14 protein-coding genes and 1 tRNA gene are annotated in these 13,700 nt (G+C 63.5%); 4 read left to right on the top strand and 11 right to left on the bottom strand.

What is annotated here, in order from left to right; translation table 11 throughout:
* Positions 1 to 96: 96 nt before the first annotated feature.
* Positions 97 to 897, bottom strand: a complete 801-nt coding sequence (locus ACX3O0_RS15990; RefSeq protein ID WP_459108400.1) for an IclR family transcriptional regulator — start codon at positions 895 to 897, stop codon at positions 97 to 99.
* A gap of 71 nt (positions 898 to 968) precedes the next feature.
* Between ACX3O0_RS15990 and ACX3O0_RS15985 the strand changes: the two genes are divergently transcribed.
* Both ACX3O0_RS15985 and ACX3O0_RS15980 read left to right on the top strand, forming a co-directional pair.
* Positions 969 to 3,146 carry a malate synthase G gene (locus tag ACX3O0_RS15985; protein ID WP_459108399.1) on the top strand — a complete coding sequence of 726 codons (2,178 nt, stop codon included), beginning with the start codon at positions 969 to 971 and terminating at the stop codon, positions 3,144 to 3,146.
* Between the two features lie 322 nt (positions 3,147 to 3,468).
* A complete protein-coding gene (locus tag ACX3O0_RS15980) occupies positions 3,469 to 4,662 on the top strand; it encodes an MFS transporter (RefSeq protein WP_459108398.1) in 1,194 nt (397 codons plus the stop codon).
* Positions 4,663 to 4,690: 28 nt separating this feature from the next.
* On the opposite strand, the gene ACX3O0_RS15975 is transcribed toward ACX3O0_RS15980, so the two are convergent.
* Positions 4,691 to 4,963 (bottom strand): AMP-binding enzyme, encoded by a 273-nt coding sequence (locus ACX3O0_RS15975; protein ID WP_459108397.1) that lies wholly within the window; start codon positions 4,961 to 4,963, stop codon positions 4,691 to 4,693.
* 224 nt (positions 4,964 to 5,187) lie between these two features.
* Between ACX3O0_RS15975 and ACX3O0_RS15970 the strand changes: the two genes are divergently transcribed.
* Positions 5,188 to 5,550, top strand: coding sequence for a hypothetical protein (locus tag ACX3O0_RS15970; protein ID WP_459108396.1), 363 nt, complete (start codon positions 5,188 to 5,190; stop codon positions 5,548 to 5,550).
* On the opposite strand, the gene ACX3O0_RS15965 is transcribed toward ACX3O0_RS15970, so the two are convergent.
* The 3 genes from ACX3O0_RS15965 to ACX3O0_RS15955 all read right to left on the bottom strand — a co-directional run bounded on the left by ACX3O0_RS15965 (position 5,547) and on the right by ACX3O0_RS15955 (position 8,197).
* Entirely contained in the window at positions 5,547 to 6,524 is a 978-nt protein-coding gene (locus tag ACX3O0_RS15965) for a ribose-phosphate diphosphokinase (protein WP_459093631.1), read from the bottom strand. The genes ACX3O0_RS15970 and ACX3O0_RS15965 overlap by 4 nt on opposite strands.
* A gap of 47 nt (positions 6,525 to 6,571) precedes the next feature.
* Positions 6,572 to 8,011 (bottom strand): bifunctional UDP-N-acetylglucosamine diphosphorylase/glucosamine-1-phosphate N-acetyltransferase GlmU, encoded by a 1,440-nt coding sequence (gene glmU, locus ACX3O0_RS15960; RefSeq protein ID WP_459108395.1) that lies wholly within the window; start codon positions 8,009 to 8,011, stop codon positions 6,572 to 6,574.
* A 114-nt stretch (positions 8,012 to 8,125) separates the two neighbouring features.
* Positions 8,126 to 8,197 (bottom strand) — tRNA-Gln (locus tag ACX3O0_RS15955).
* 166 nt (positions 8,198 to 8,363) lie between these two features.
* Here ACX3O0_RS15955 and ACX3O0_RS15950 point away from each other — a divergent pair.
* Entirely contained in the window at positions 8,364 to 8,855 is a 492-nt protein-coding gene (locus ACX3O0_RS15950; RefSeq protein ID WP_459093629.1) for a MarR family winged helix-turn-helix transcriptional regulator, read from the top strand.
* Between the two features lie 91 nt (positions 8,856 to 8,946).
* Here ACX3O0_RS15950 and ACX3O0_RS15945 read toward each other — a convergent pair whose 3' ends face one another.
* From ACX3O0_RS15945 to ACX3O0_RS15920, 6 genes are all read right to left on the bottom strand, one after another.
* Positions 8,947 to 9,606 (bottom strand): methionine ABC transporter permease, encoded by a 660-nt coding sequence (locus ACX3O0_RS15945; RefSeq protein WP_459108394.1) that lies wholly within the window; start codon positions 9,604 to 9,606, stop codon positions 8,947 to 8,949.
* A complete protein-coding gene (locus ACX3O0_RS15940; RefSeq protein ID WP_459108393.1) occupies positions 9,606 to 10,634 on the bottom strand; it encodes a methionine ABC transporter ATP-binding protein in 1,029 nt (342 codons plus the stop codon). Before ACX3O0_RS15940 ends, ACX3O0_RS15945 begins: the two co-directional genes overlap by 1 nt.
* Positions 10,635 to 10,696: 62 nt before the next feature.
* Entirely contained in the window at positions 10,697 to 11,671 is a 975-nt protein-coding gene (locus ACX3O0_RS15935) for a MetQ/NlpA family ABC transporter substrate-binding protein (protein ID WP_459108392.1), read from the bottom strand.
* A gap of 163 nt (positions 11,672 to 11,834) precedes the next feature.
* Positions 11,835 to 12,269 (bottom strand): PIN domain-containing protein, encoded by a 435-nt coding sequence (locus tag ACX3O0_RS15930; RefSeq protein ID WP_459093625.1) that lies wholly within the window; start codon positions 12,267 to 12,269, stop codon positions 11,835 to 11,837.
* The gene (locus tag ACX3O0_RS15925) at positions 12,266 to 12,475 is read right to left on the bottom strand and encodes a type II toxin-antitoxin system VapB family antitoxin (RefSeq protein WP_459093624.1); all 210 of its coding nucleotides are present in this window, start codon (positions 12,473 to 12,475) and stop codon (positions 12,266 to 12,268) included. The genes ACX3O0_RS15930 and ACX3O0_RS15925 overlap by 4 nt, the downstream gene beginning before the upstream one ends.
* Before the next feature lie 36 nt (positions 12,476 to 12,511).
* Positions 12,512 to 13,636, bottom strand: a complete 1,125-nt coding sequence (locus ACX3O0_RS15920; protein WP_459093623.1) for a DUF4192 domain-containing protein — start codon at positions 13,634 to 13,636, stop codon at positions 12,512 to 12,514.
* Positions 13,637 to 13,700 lie beyond the last annotated feature (64 nt).

The following is a 13,700-nucleotide window of genomic DNA, read 5'->3' as shown; positions in this document are numbered from 1 at the left end:
GCCGCCTTGCCCCAGCGATCAGGGAGCCGGGGCAATCTATGTTTTCGCCATGAGGAAAACAATATCCGAAAAACTAGTCGATGCCGAGAGCGCGTGTCAAGCTGGCGCGGCCAGGGAGGTCGTGGCATTGATCTGCTCACCGATCTGCTCCGCCACGCTCTTCAGCAGCGGGACCGCACGCTCGATGAAGTCGTCATTGACCCGCGTGAGCGGACCGGAAACCGACAGGGCCATGGGCGTGAGCAGTCGTCCCGGTACTGACACAGCAACGCAGCGTACGCCCAGTTCCTGCTCCTCCTCGTCGAGGGCGTAGCCCCTCTCCCGGATCAATTCCAGCTCCCTTTGCAGAGCGTTCTCCGTAGTCAAGGTGTATTTCGTTTGCGGCGACAGCCCCATGCGGCGCACGATAACGCTCACCTCACCCGGGTCGAGTTCAGCCATGAGGGCCTTGCCCACACCGGTACAGTGCAACTCAACGCGCCGCCCTACCTCGGTGAACATCCGCATCTGGTGGGGAGACGGCACCTGGGCGACGTACTCAGCGTGGTCCTGGGCAAGGATCGCAATATTCGCGGTCTCCCCAAGCTCGGACACGATTCGCGCTAGCGCCCCCGTCGCATCACCACCGAGCAATGCGTTGGCGGAGACTCCCAGTGGCACCAATCGAAACCCGAGCGCGTAGCGGCGGTTCGGAAGTTGCCGCATGTATCCGCGCTCCACGAGCGTCTTCAGCAGGCGATGAATGGTTGGCAGCGGCAGGCTCGTCTGGGAAGCGATCTCACCAATCGCCATGTGTCCGCCGCCTGCGGCGACCACCTCGAAGAGGTCGAGGACGCGATGCACGGATTGCACCCCGGAGGGAGTGGGACTCGATGTGCTGTCACTCTTCTTCTGCATAAGGCTCCTCTTGTGATAACTTCACTCCGTGGACTTTTATATCCACAATACGAAAAACGAAAGGTATGTCGATGTCGGACCGTGTCCAAATAGGTCAGCTCAGTGTAGCCACGCCCGTCGTTCAGTTTGTGGCGGAGGCTCTCCTGGGCACCGGCATCGACGCGGACAGCTTCTGGGAAGGCGCCGCGGCAATCATTCGGGACCTGGCCCCCCGTAATCGCCAGTTGCTTGCCGTGCGCGATGAGATCCAATTGAAGATCGATGACTACCACCGCGCAAACCCGGGCCAGCCAGAACCTGCCGCCTACCGCAGATTTCTCACCGAGATCGGTTACATCGTCGACGAGCCGGCAGATTTCACCATCACCACCTCCGGAGTGGACTCTGAGGTCGTCTCCCAGGCCGGGCCACAGCTGGTGGTGCCGTTGTTGAATGCCAGGTTCTCAACCAACGCGGCCAACGCCCGCTGGGCGTCGCTCTACGACGCGTTCTACGGCACGGACGCGATTGCTGACGAAGGCCCCCTGGCGCGTGGCGCCAAGTACAACCCCGCGCGCGGTGCCGAGGTTGTTCGCCGGAGTCGGGCGCTCCTGGACAATGCGGCTCCCCTTGCATCCGGTTCGCACACGGATGCCCGCTCGTACACCGTGACCGCGGAGGGACTGGCCGTTGGCCAGGGCGACGGGCAGACCACGACCCTCGCCGATCCCGCGCAATTCGTCGGCTATTCCGGGCCTGCGGACGCGCCATCCAGCGTGGTGGTGGTCAATAACGGGCTACACATCGAAGTACAAATCGATCGCGCCGACCCCATCGGGCGCCTCGACAGCGCCGGAGTGAAAGACATCGTGATCGAGTCCGCGTTGACCTCCATCATGGATCTGGAGGACTCTGTTGCAGCAGTAGACGCCGACGACAAGGCCTTGGGTTACCGCAATTGGCTGCACCTGAACCAAGGGACCCTGACGGCCATGGTGACGAAACCAGGTGAGAGTTTCACCCGCAGCATGAACAGCGACAAGACATTCTCAGCTCTGGATGGCGGCACGGTGACGCTGCGCGGACGTGCCCTGATGTTCATCCGTCATGTCGGCCACCTCATGACAACGGATGCCGTGCTTGACAGTGAAGGAAACGAGACTCCCGAAGGCATTCTGGATGCGATCATGACCGCGCTCGGTTCCGTCCATGATGTCAACGGGCATAGTCGCCTCAGCAACTCTCGTAGCGGATCGATGTATATCGTCAAGCCGAAGATGCATGGCCCAGACGAGGTGGCCCTGACAGTCGAGCTGTTCCGTCGGGTGGAAGAGTTGCTCGGCCTCGCGCCGCTGACCCTCAAGCTGGGCATCATGGACGAAGAGCGCCGCACCACCGTGAACCTGAAGGCGTGCCTCCAGGCCGCTAAGGACCGCGTCGTGTTCATTAACACCGGCTTCCTGGACCGCACGGGTGACGAGATCCACACGTCAATGCTGGCTGGGCCGGTGGTGCGTAAAGCGGACCTCAAGGCGCAGCGCTTCATCCATGCCTATGAGGACTTCAACGTGGACACCGGTTTAGCTGCCGGCTTCCAGGGCAGGGCTCAGATTGGCAAGGGGATGTGGGCCATGCCCAACCTCATGGCCGCGATGCTCGAGCAGAAATCAGTCCACCCGAGGGCAGGCGCAACCACCGCCTGGGTTCCTTCCCCGACGGCAGCCGCCCTGCATGCATTGCACTACCACGAGGTGAACGTCGTCGCCGTGCAGGAGAAGCTCAAGCGCAGGCCGACCGCTGGAATCGATCCCATTCTGGAGATCCCTCTCGCCGTCGATGCAACCTGGTCGCGTGAAGACCGGCTGGCGGAGACAGACAACAACGTGCAGTCCATCCTCGGTTACGTCGTGCGCTGGGTAGACCAAGGCATTGGCTGCTCGACTGTGCCAGACATCAATGACGTAGGGCTGATGGAGGACCGCGCAACGCTAAGGATCTCCAGCCAGCTGCTGGCGAACTGGCTCGAACACGGGGTCATCACTGAAGTTGATGTGATGGAGAGTTTGCATCGCATCGCTTCCGTCGTCGACAAGCAGAACGCTGGCGACCCGCTCTATGAACGACTGGTCGGCGATGATGGTCCAGGGCTGGCGTTCAACGCCGCCCGGGACCTGGTTCTTCTCGGAGCGAGCCAACCGAACGGCTACACCGAACCGATCCTGCATCGGGCGCGTCGGGCCAAGAAAGCATTGCAGCGTCAAGACGTGTAGATACGTAGGCTTTGACTCGGATTGGCCTCTGGCCACGGTGTCGTGGGAGTGGGGGTGGTGCCAAAGTTTTCACCTACACCTGGACGAGCCTGCTCAACCTTGCACTGCAGAACGTTCCGCTTGCCATCATGCCTGAGGCGTTCGCGGTAGCTCTTCGACGAGTCAGATTGTTGCGCTCATCGACGAACACGAATCCCGGTTCCTCTGACACCGACGCAGGCGCGAGCCAGTGTCTGGTGGAGCAACTGGACCTGTCAGTCCTTGCGACTGACGAGCCCACTTTCATTAGACGCCGAGCATTACCGCTGGAGAGGACATCCCCGTGCCTGCTAATCGGGTAAGCATCGAGGCTTTGTGGTCTCACGGGTTCGTCCTCGCAATTCTGATCAACTTCCTCGTTGGGCTGATCTTCTTCGCGTTCGTCACGACCATTGCACTGTATGCCATCGAGCGGTTTCAGGTCTCAGAGGGAATAGCCGGGTTTGCCGCGGGCGCCTTTGTGCTCGGAGCACTTGCTTCGCGGGTCCTGGTCGGCAAATTCCTTGATCACATCGGACGTCGGCGGATGTTCCTGATCGGACTGGCCATTTTCGTAGTCACGACGGTCTTGTATCTTGCCGCTGACAGTCTCGCTCTTCTCATCCTCATTCGGCTCGCTCATGGAGCCGCATTCGGTATCGCGCATACAGCCATTACCGCGTCTGTTATGGCACTGATCCCGGTACGCCGTCGTGGCGAGGGTACGGGTTATTACGGTGTCGCCAACTCGTTGAGCACAGCGCTGGGCCCGCTCCTGGGCGTGTACTTTGTGGGCTACGTCTCATACAACGCACTGTTCTTTTTCGCGAGCGCGTGCGCCATCGGCGCCCTGATCGTGGCACTTTTCCTTCGGCCACCTGAAGTGGTGGTTTCTGTTGAGGCGAAGCAGGCCAAGTGGCGTTATCGCCTCCCCGACATCATCGACCCGGCGGCGATCGGTATTTCAGCAACTATGTTTCTCGCCGGAGTCGCGTTTTCCGGCGTCATGGTTTTTCTGAGTTCCTACGCCGAGTCGTTGGGCGTGGGGGAAGCCGCGGCGCTCTTCTTTATCGTCTATGCGAGCGTCGGGCTAATTGGTCGACTCTTTATCGGCCGGATGCAGGACCGGCATGGCGACAACGCGGTGATCTATCCAACGTTCGCATCCTTTGCGATCGGCCTTGCCCTGCTGGCTTTCGCGTCGAATGGGCTCTTCCTTCTTGTGGCGGCCGTCTTCCTGGCGCTGGGGTTCGGGGCACTGATGCCGTGCGCACAGGCGATCGCAGTGACAGTCGTGCCGAATGACCGCATTGGCGTTGCTGTGTCGACATTTTTCATCGCGCTCGATGCGGGAACAGGGATCGGACCCATGGCCACGGGCACGATCGCCGCCCTTGTCGGGTTCCAGGGGATGTACGCCACGCTCGCCGGACTCGTCGTGGCCACCGCTGTGCTTTACCACTTTGCCCACGGATTCCGCCGCTACCGGCCGGCTTGAGCAACCTCCGCAGAACCACGAAAGCAGCTCAGGTGTCGGCCGGACGCCCAGCTGCCTCCGCCTCGGCGTGGTACTTCAGGCGAAGCTCCGCCTTACGAATCTTGCCTGACTCCGTGCTTGGCAGCCCGTCGACGACGATGAAACGCTTCGGGATCTTATAGTGCGCGATGTTGTCCTTGAGATGGGCACGCAGGGCTTGTTCATCGAAGGTGCCGCCATCGCCGAGGGTGAGGACAGCCCTACACCTCCGGGGCGGCCAGACGAGTGTTGAGCGGCACGAAAACCGCACCGAGGATGCCACTTGCCAGCAGCCACGGAAGTACTTGCGCTGGCCTGCAGCGGGCTGCAGCCATTGACGGCGAAGCGCTCTTCGCAGAAGCCTCGAAAGCTACCCGCGCCGCCGAGGCCGAAAGCACACCGCAGCTGTCCCTCGACGAGCGGGACCAGATGCGCGCCCTACTGCGAAACGCCGCGTTTGCAGGGACTCACGGCAACCTCGCCTGAGCGTCGTGTCAGACTTGAGCGGTGAGCGACGAGCACCCCGAACTGAGCGGCTACGAACCGTACGAAGAGAGACCGATCCGCAGCGCACGCAAGACCTGGATGCTGCGACTGGTGGTTCTGCTCGCGGTGCTGGCCCTCGTGCTGCCGGGCGTCTTCACTACAGTCTCGGTCGGCACCAGCAACGCCTGGCAGGCCTGCACCTACCGCTCGACGATGGTGGACGCCTCGCTGAGGGCGACACCACGTTTCGAGCTACTCGGTCCTGGTGGGCTCGGCTGGGAGTGCTACGCGCTCGACCGGACTGGGACAGAACACCACATCGACTCGATGGGGCTCATCCCGGTTGCGCCCCGGGTAATGGGGATAGAGCCGAAGCAGGTCTAAGCGGCACCGTCGAACATGCTCGTGACTGAACCGTCGGTGAAGACCTGGTGGATGGCTCCGGCGATCAGCGGGGCGATCGGCAGGATCGTCAGCGTCGGGAAACGCTTCTCCTCGGGGATCGGCAGAGTATCGGTGACCACGACCTCGTCGATGAAGTCGCTGTTCAGCACCGTGGACGCCGGGTCGGAGAACACCGCGTGCGTCGCGGCAACCACCACGTTCGTCGCGCCGGCCTTCTTGAGCGCCTCAGCGGCCTTCGCGATGGTACGGCCGGTGTCGATCATGTCGTCCACCAGCAGGCAGGTGCGCCCCTTCACCTCACCGACGATCTCGTGCACCGAGACCTGGTTGGCCACCTTCGGGTCGCGACGCTTGTGGATGATCGCCAACGGCGCCCCCATCCGGTCGCTCCACATGTCAGCCACCCGCACCCGGCCCATGTCGGGCGAGACGATGGTCAGCGTGTTGGAGTCGAGCTTCTCCTGGAAGTACTTCAGCAGCACCGGCATGGCGAACAGGTGGTCGACCGGGCCGTCGAAGAAACCCTGGATCTGGGCAGCATGCAGGTCGACGCTCATGATGCGGTCGGCACCCGCAGCCTTGAACAGGTCGGCGACCAGTCTGGCCGAGATCGGCTCCCGGCCGCGACCCTTCTTGTCCTGCCTGGCGTACGGGTAGAACGGGGCGACAACGGTGATGCGCTTGGCGGATGCGCGCTTCAGCGCGTCCACCATGATGAGCTGCTCCATGAGCCACTCGTTGATCGGCGTGGTGTGCGACTGCAGCACGAATGCGTCACAGCCGCGCACGCTCTCGTCGTAACGCGCATAGATCTCGCCATTTGCGAAAGTGCGCGCATCCGTCGTCACGATCTCGGTCTCCAGCGCCGCCGCAACGTCTGCGGCAAGTTGGGGGTGCGCACGGCCGGTGACCAGCACAAGGCGCTTCTGTCCGTTGACGGTGATTTCGGACAAGAAGTGCTCGCTCTCTGCCGGCGCCCAGTGGCTGGGACTTGCGGGGGCTAGGACGCGCTCGAATCGCCGTCGGATGCCGCAGCAGCTTTCGCCGCCTCAGTGCCCGCACGGTTGGCCTCGACCCACCCTGCCATATTGCGTTGCGGAGCCACGTTGATTGCGAGCGACCCGGCTGGCACGTCCTTGCGGACGACCGTACCGGCGCCCGTATAGGCTCCGTCCCCAATTCTAACCGGCGCGACGAAGACGTTGTGCGCGCCCGTCCTGGCGTGCGACCCGACCATGGTCTTGTGCTTGTTCACGCCGTCGTAGTTCGCGGTGATCGTGCCGGCGCCGACGTTCGAGTGCTCGCCAACCTCGGTGTCGCCGATGTAGCTGAGGTGCGGAACTTTGCTGCCGACACCGATACGCGCGTTCTTGGTCTCGACGAAGGTGCCGATCTTCCCGTCGGCCCCGAGGTAGGTTCCGGGGCGGAGATAGGCGAACGGGCCGACGGATGCGCCGGCACCGATCACGGCGAGGGTCGCGTCGGTGCGCTTGACGGTGGCATCCTCACCGATCTCGCAATCGACGAGGGTGGTGTCCGGGCCGATGGTCGCCCCGCGGGCGATCACGGTTGCCCCCTTGATCTGGGTGCCCGGAAGCAGTTCGACGTCTTCGGCGAGCTGCGCCTTCAGGTCGATCCAGGTGCTGGCCGGGTCGTGGATGGTCACCCCGGCAAGTTGCCAGCCACGCACGATGCGGGCGTTCAGCTCGCGGGCGGCAGCACCCAGCTGCACCCGGTCGTTGATGCCGGCGACCAGCCAGTGGTCGGAGACGGGAACCGCCTCGATACGGCCACCGGTTGCCCGGATGTTGGCTGCAGCATCCGTCAAGTACATCTCGCGCTGGGCATTGTCGGTGCCAATTCCGGACAGGGCCGAACGCAGGCTTCTCGGCTCGAAAACGTAGACGCCGGCGTTGACCTCCACGACCCGCAGCTGGTCGCTGGTGGCGTCCTTGTGCTCCACGATGCCCTCGAAGTGGCCGTCAGCCGAGCGGATGATGCGGCCAAAACCAGACGGATTGTCCAGTTTGGCGCTGAGAATGGTCAGCGAATTGTTCTCGTGCCGGTGGGCTGAGACCAGCGCCCGGAGGGTGGCCGCATCCAGCAGCGGGACATCCGCGCTGAGCACCACGACCGGTCCGTCGAAGTCGTCCGGGAGGCCACTCAACGCGACCTCGACCGCACGGCCGGTGCCGGGAATCTCGTCCTGGTCGATGATGATCGCGTGTGGCGACTGCTCGGCAACGGCCGCAGCGACCGCATCCCGCTCATGGCGGACGACCACCAGAATGTGCGCCGCCCCCAGCTCTTCCGCCGTGGCCAGCACGTGACCGACCAGGGGAACGCCGGCAATCGAATGGAGCACCTTCGCCTTCGCCGACTTCATGCGGGTGCCCTGCCCAGCGGCCAGGATGATGACGGCGAGACCTGACGCTGACATGGGGACTCCTTGTGGGATCTTTGGGTGTGCGCCGGGGACTACCTGGCCTCGTGTCAGGGCCAAGAACGCGCTCCGCGCACGGAGCAATGAAAAACGCTGCCGCGTTTTTCATTGCTCCGCCCCCAGGACTCGAACCTGGACCTGACAGTTCCAAAGACTGCAGTGCTGCCATTACACCAAGGCGGAATGCACCATCATGAAAACGGCGCCGTCCAATTCTGCCAGACGCGCCGGGTTGCCCGCGCACAGCGTCAAGAACGAAGGAGATCGGGGCACCGCGCGCTCGATGACGCTGATTCGCGTCTTCGGGCCCGCAACTCCTTCATTTTCGGTTAGGCACGATAATGGGGGGATGCCCGCACACGACGAAGTCGACCGCATCGTCGAGGCGTGGGAGCGGGAGCGACCGGACCTCGACTTCGAGCCGCTGCAGGTGCTGAGCCGCGTCGGCCGGCTCGCCCGCCACCTGGACCGCGCCCGACGCAGCGCGTTCGCGGCATCCGACCTCGAATCGTGGGAGTTCGACGTGCTATCGGCGCTGCGCCGCGCCGGAGCGCCCTACCAGCTGAGCCCGAAGTCCCTGCTGCAACAGACGCTGGTGTCATCCGGCACCATGACGAACCGGATCGACCGACTGGTGACCCGCCGCCTCGTCGAGCGGCGAACCGACCCGCGCGACGGCCGCGGGGTGCTGGTGATGATGACCACGGAAGGACAGGAGCGGGTCGACGGGTCGATCAGCCAGCTGCTCACCGCCGAGGCGGAGCTGCTGGAACGGCTCTCCCCCGCCGACCGCACCCGGCTGGCCGGGCTGCTGCGCAAGCTCAGCCTCGACTTCGACTGACTCCGAGTCTCGACAAGCTCGACCCGCTTAAGCGGATTGAGCTCGTCGAAATCCCCTGAGCTTGCCGAAGGGGCAACCGCCCGCACCTGCTTCAGCGGCGCAGGGCCTTCCGCGAAAGCGTGTTGCCCAGCCACTGCACGAGCTGCACCAGCACGATGATGATCAGCACCGCAGCCCAGGTGACGGTCGGGTTGAACAGGCGATAGCCGTACTGGATCGCGAAGTTGCCGAGGCCACCGCCGCCGACATAGCCGGCCACCGCCGACATGTCGACGAGCGCAACGAAGATGAAGGTGTAGCCGAGGATGAGCGGGCCGAGCGCCTCCGGGATGAGCAGCGTGAAGATGATCCTCAACGGCCCAGCGCCCACCGACCGCGCCGCCTCGATCACGCCAGGCTGCACCGTGAGCAGGTTCTGCTCGACGATGCGGCTGATGCCGAACGCCGCGGCCAGCGACAGGGTGAAGATGATGGCGGTGTTGCCGATTCCCGTTCCCACCACAGCACGAGCCAGCGGCTGCGCGGCGGCGAGGAAGATGATGAACGGGATCGGCCGGAAGATGTTCACCAACACGTTCAGCACGGTGAAGACCGCCGTGTTGGCGAGGAAGCTGCCCCGCCGGGTCGTGTACAGGCCGAGCCCGAGGATGAGTCCGCCGACGCCGCCGAAGAAGAGGGAGACGCCGACGATCCACAGCGTCTCGTAGGTCGACTGCCAGAGCAGTGGAAGCAAGTCGATGAGGTCGTCCATCAGGCCACCTCCACCACGGTGACGAGGTCGCGTACGCGAACCAGGGCGGCCTCTATTGAGCTCGGGTCCCCGGTAAGACTCAGGGTTAGGTGACCGAACGTCCGCCCCTGGATGTCATTGATGCCGCCGTAGATCAGCTCGAACCCAACGCCGCCCGACGCCAATTCGAGGAACACCGACGATTGGGACACGTCCCTGTCGCTGAACGAGAGGGTGACGATGCGCCCCGGATGCCGCAGTCGCAGGGCGGCCAGTTCGGCAGGCTCCGGCACCGCCTGCACCACGGTGGAGACGAACTTCTTCGTAGCATCCGCCTGGGGGTTGGAGAACACGTCGAACACCTCGCCGCGCTCGATGATGCGACCGGAGTCCATCACGGCGACCTTGTGCGCGATCGAGCGGATGACCTCCATCTCGTGCGTGATGACGACGATGGTCACGCCGAACTCCTCGTTGACCCGCTTCAGTAGTTCGAGCACTTCGCGAGTGGTCTCCGGGTCGAGTGCGCTGGTCGCCTCATCCGCCAGCAGGATGCTCGGGCTGGTGGCCAGCGCCCGCGCGATGCCGACCCGTTGCTTCTGCCCGCCGGACAGCTGGTCAGGGTAGCTGTGCGCCTTATCGGCCAGCCCGACGAAGTGCAGCAGCTCGGAGATGCGCTTCTGGTGCTGGTCCTTGGGCACGCCGGCGACGGTCAGCGGGTACGCCACATTGCCCCACACCGTGCGGGAGGTGAATAGGTTGAACTGCTGGAACACCATCCCGATGCCCAGGCGGATGCGGCGGAGTTCCCGCTCCTTGAGGGTGCTGAGCTCCTCGCCGTCGACGACGATGCTGCCGCTGCTGGTGCGCTCGAGGGCGTTGATCAGCCTCACCAGCGTCGACTTCCCGGCGCCGGAGTAGCCGATGATCCCGTAGATGTCGCCCTTCCCGATCTCGAGGCTGACGTTGTCGAGGGCGACGAGCGGCGCCTCACCGCGCGCGCGGGGCGGGAAGGTCTTGGAGACCTTGCTCAATTGGATGACTGGCATTCGTGGTGCTTTCTCCATGGGAGAAGGGCGCGGAGTTCCTCCGCGCCCTCCCGGTGTCTTTCTCAGCCCTGAGCGCGGATGTCCGCCTGAACCTTCTCGAGGGATCCGACCAGGTCAGCGACCGGCGTCTGCAGCAGCACTCCCGTTCCACCGGAGACCTCGAGCACACCATCCTGAACCACCTTGGTGGTCTGGTAGATCTCGACCAGCTTCTGGAACAGCGCGTTGTCCGCGTCACCGGCCTGCGCCGCGAAGATGTTGACGTACGGCAGGGCGTTCGGGTCGGCGGGGTCGTCGGTGGCGATGGCGTCGGAGAAGCTGAGTCCGGCATCCGCAACGAAGTCGTTGTTGATGATGGCAGCGGCAACGTCGGGCAGCGAAGTCGGTGCCAGGGCGGCCTCGAGCGCGGTGACGGTGACCTTCGACTTGGCAGTGTCGATGTCGTCAAGCGTTGCGAAGATCGACCCGCCACCCTTGAGCTCGATGAGTCCCGCGGACTGAAGAACGAGGAGCGAGCGCGCCAGGTTGCTGGCGTCGTTGGGAACGGCAACGGTGGAGCCTGCGGGGATGTCCTTCACCGAGTCGTACTGGGTGGAGTAGAGCGCAAGCGGGTAGATAGCGGTCGCACCGACCGGGGTGAGATCCTCGCCGGACGCCTCGTTGTACTGCGCCAGGTAGACGATGTGCTGGAACTGGTTCAGGTCGAGCTCCCCCTCGGTGAGCGCCGGGTTGGGCAGTTCGTAGCTGCCGAAGTCGACCAGCTCGACGCTGATGCCCTCGGCTGCGGCAGCATCGACGTAGTCTGCCCAGTACGGGTCGGACGCCCCGACGACACCAATCTTCACCGGATCGGACGCAGAACCCTTGCCCTCGGTGATCGCGTTGCCGACGGCATCCGTCGGCGCAGCGTTCGAGCTGTTGGTGGCGATGACGATGCCGACGACGATGGCGATCACAATGACGAGCGCCGCGGCGATGATGGCGTAAAGCCTGCCGCGGGACTTCGGCGCGGCGATGAGTTCTGGCTGGTCAGACATGGTGGAGCCTTTCGAAACGGATGCTGGGGGAAGTTGTCTATCCAGCTTCAGCGAGCACGCCGCCAGTTCGAAATTGCGTGACATTGTGTGACGTCACGCGGCGTAACCTGCGGTCCGCGCCACCCCGCACGGTCTTGCCGGCGCCGCCTTTCTAGCAACGTTGCTAGAGGGTTCCCCTGGGTGCTACCCATAGCTGCTGTTGACCCGTCACCGCAGCGATGTGTTCAAAATCAGAGTCGTAGTGCAGGATGATCGCTCCATAGTGTTCGGCGACTGCGGCGGTCAGCACGTCCACAATTCCGGCGGCACGATGTTGCCCACGGACCGCCATCCTGAGTTGGACCTGTCTCGCATACTCGGCAATCGGCTCGGTGATCGGCAGGTTCCGATACAGGGTCCGGCGGTTCTCTGCGATGGTTCGAACATCGTCTGCGGTTCGACCGGAGTATCCCGCTTCCAAGTCGACTGTGACGCAGGTTGCGGCGACTCCTTCCGCAATGAGACCGGCGATGACAGTCCTCACTGAGGGCACGCCAACTCTGGCGAATGCCGACGTGTCGATGAGATACAGCGCTCCTGTGGCTGCAGCAGGACTCATCGACGCGCTGCGGACATCACTTCGGCATCACCGATGTCAGCTCCAATGCCGTAACTGTGCGGGTCGTCGAGCAGCGCCGACACCCGAGCATGACGTGTCGCGGCAAACGTGAGCGCGGCGTTCACGGTGTCCTTCTTGGTTGCCGTTCCCAGTTCTCGGGCGGCCGCCATCAGGGCTTCATCGTCAACGTCGATCATGGTCTTCATATATCCAATTATATGCCTGCAGCAACACTTTTGGGATCAGATCGAATCCGTGGGTACGGCGAACGCCCACTCCGGCAGCATGCCGTTGCTCAGCATGGTGTCGAGCAACTCCGCCATCCCGTAGTTCGGATCAATCGCCCGCGCCTCGTCGATGTAGCGACCGGCCCGACTTCCGCGACCGAGAGCCCAATTCAGCCAGGCGAGCATGCAGAGCGGAGAGAGCCGCTCCGCGTCCTCAGCCCGTGACACAACCGTCAGGAGCAGCTGAATTCCGCGTTCAATTCGTTCAGGATCAGGTCTCGGCCCTCTTCCGAACATAAGGTTCGGGGATGTCACCACGTCGGCCATGCTGAGGTCGCGCCCACCACGGTTCCAGCGCTCCGCTTCGTCCATCATGACGTCACCAATGGCCAGGCTCGATGCCCACTGGAGCATGGTCGTGTCTCGCATCGGAGGGCCCTGGAGCACGAAGAGGAGGAGCGCATCGTTGTCTCTGATGGCCGACTCATCCCAATCGAGGGCTTTCTCTACGAACCCTGTCAGATCCCCCAGCGCGTCCAATTCGGCTGGAAGGCTATCGAGGTCGCCCTTCCTCTCGATCACGGCGAGTCGCCGATAACGCGCGAGCGCGTTGCTCACCCGCTTCTTGTCGGCCGCCGGGGCGTCGGGGACACGCGCCGGGGTATCGGCATCGTCGGGCAGCGCCTCCGGCGGGAGGTTCGCGACGACGGGAGAGTTGGCAATGTCGCTGAGCGGATGCCCGCCGTCGGGGGTGTCAGCGTCACAGTAGGACCCCCACCCATCGCTCGCCTGGCACAACGACTCGCGCAGTCCGAACCCGGAGAACCGAAGTCGACGACCCAGAACATCCGCAAAATCGCTGTGGGGCATCCCGCCCGTTCCAATGGCCTCGTCCGTGAAGATTGCCACGACTACGCTGTCGACGCCCGAGATCTTGCACAGGGTGCCCACCGCATTAGTCGCGATGCGTTTGAGTACGGCTTCAGTTGTCGAACTCGGCAAGTTGAAGCGGATTGCGCCACAGGTGCGTTTGCCCCGGAAGGCTAGCAACACGAAGCTTCGCTGAGGAGTGAACCCTATGAGCGATGGCATCATCGCGAGCAGATCAGCGGGGCCCTGTGCTTTAACTATCACCGACATGCACATCAGTATTGAGGGCTCTTGACCTGTCAGATCCAGGAAGTCGCAAAGCTGTGGAGAACTG

It is taken from the genome of Homoserinimonas sp. A447 (assembly GCF_054489325.1).
The sequence above is the reverse complement of the archived record's forward strand: the minus strand, read 5'-3'. Positions and strand labels throughout refer to the sequence as shown.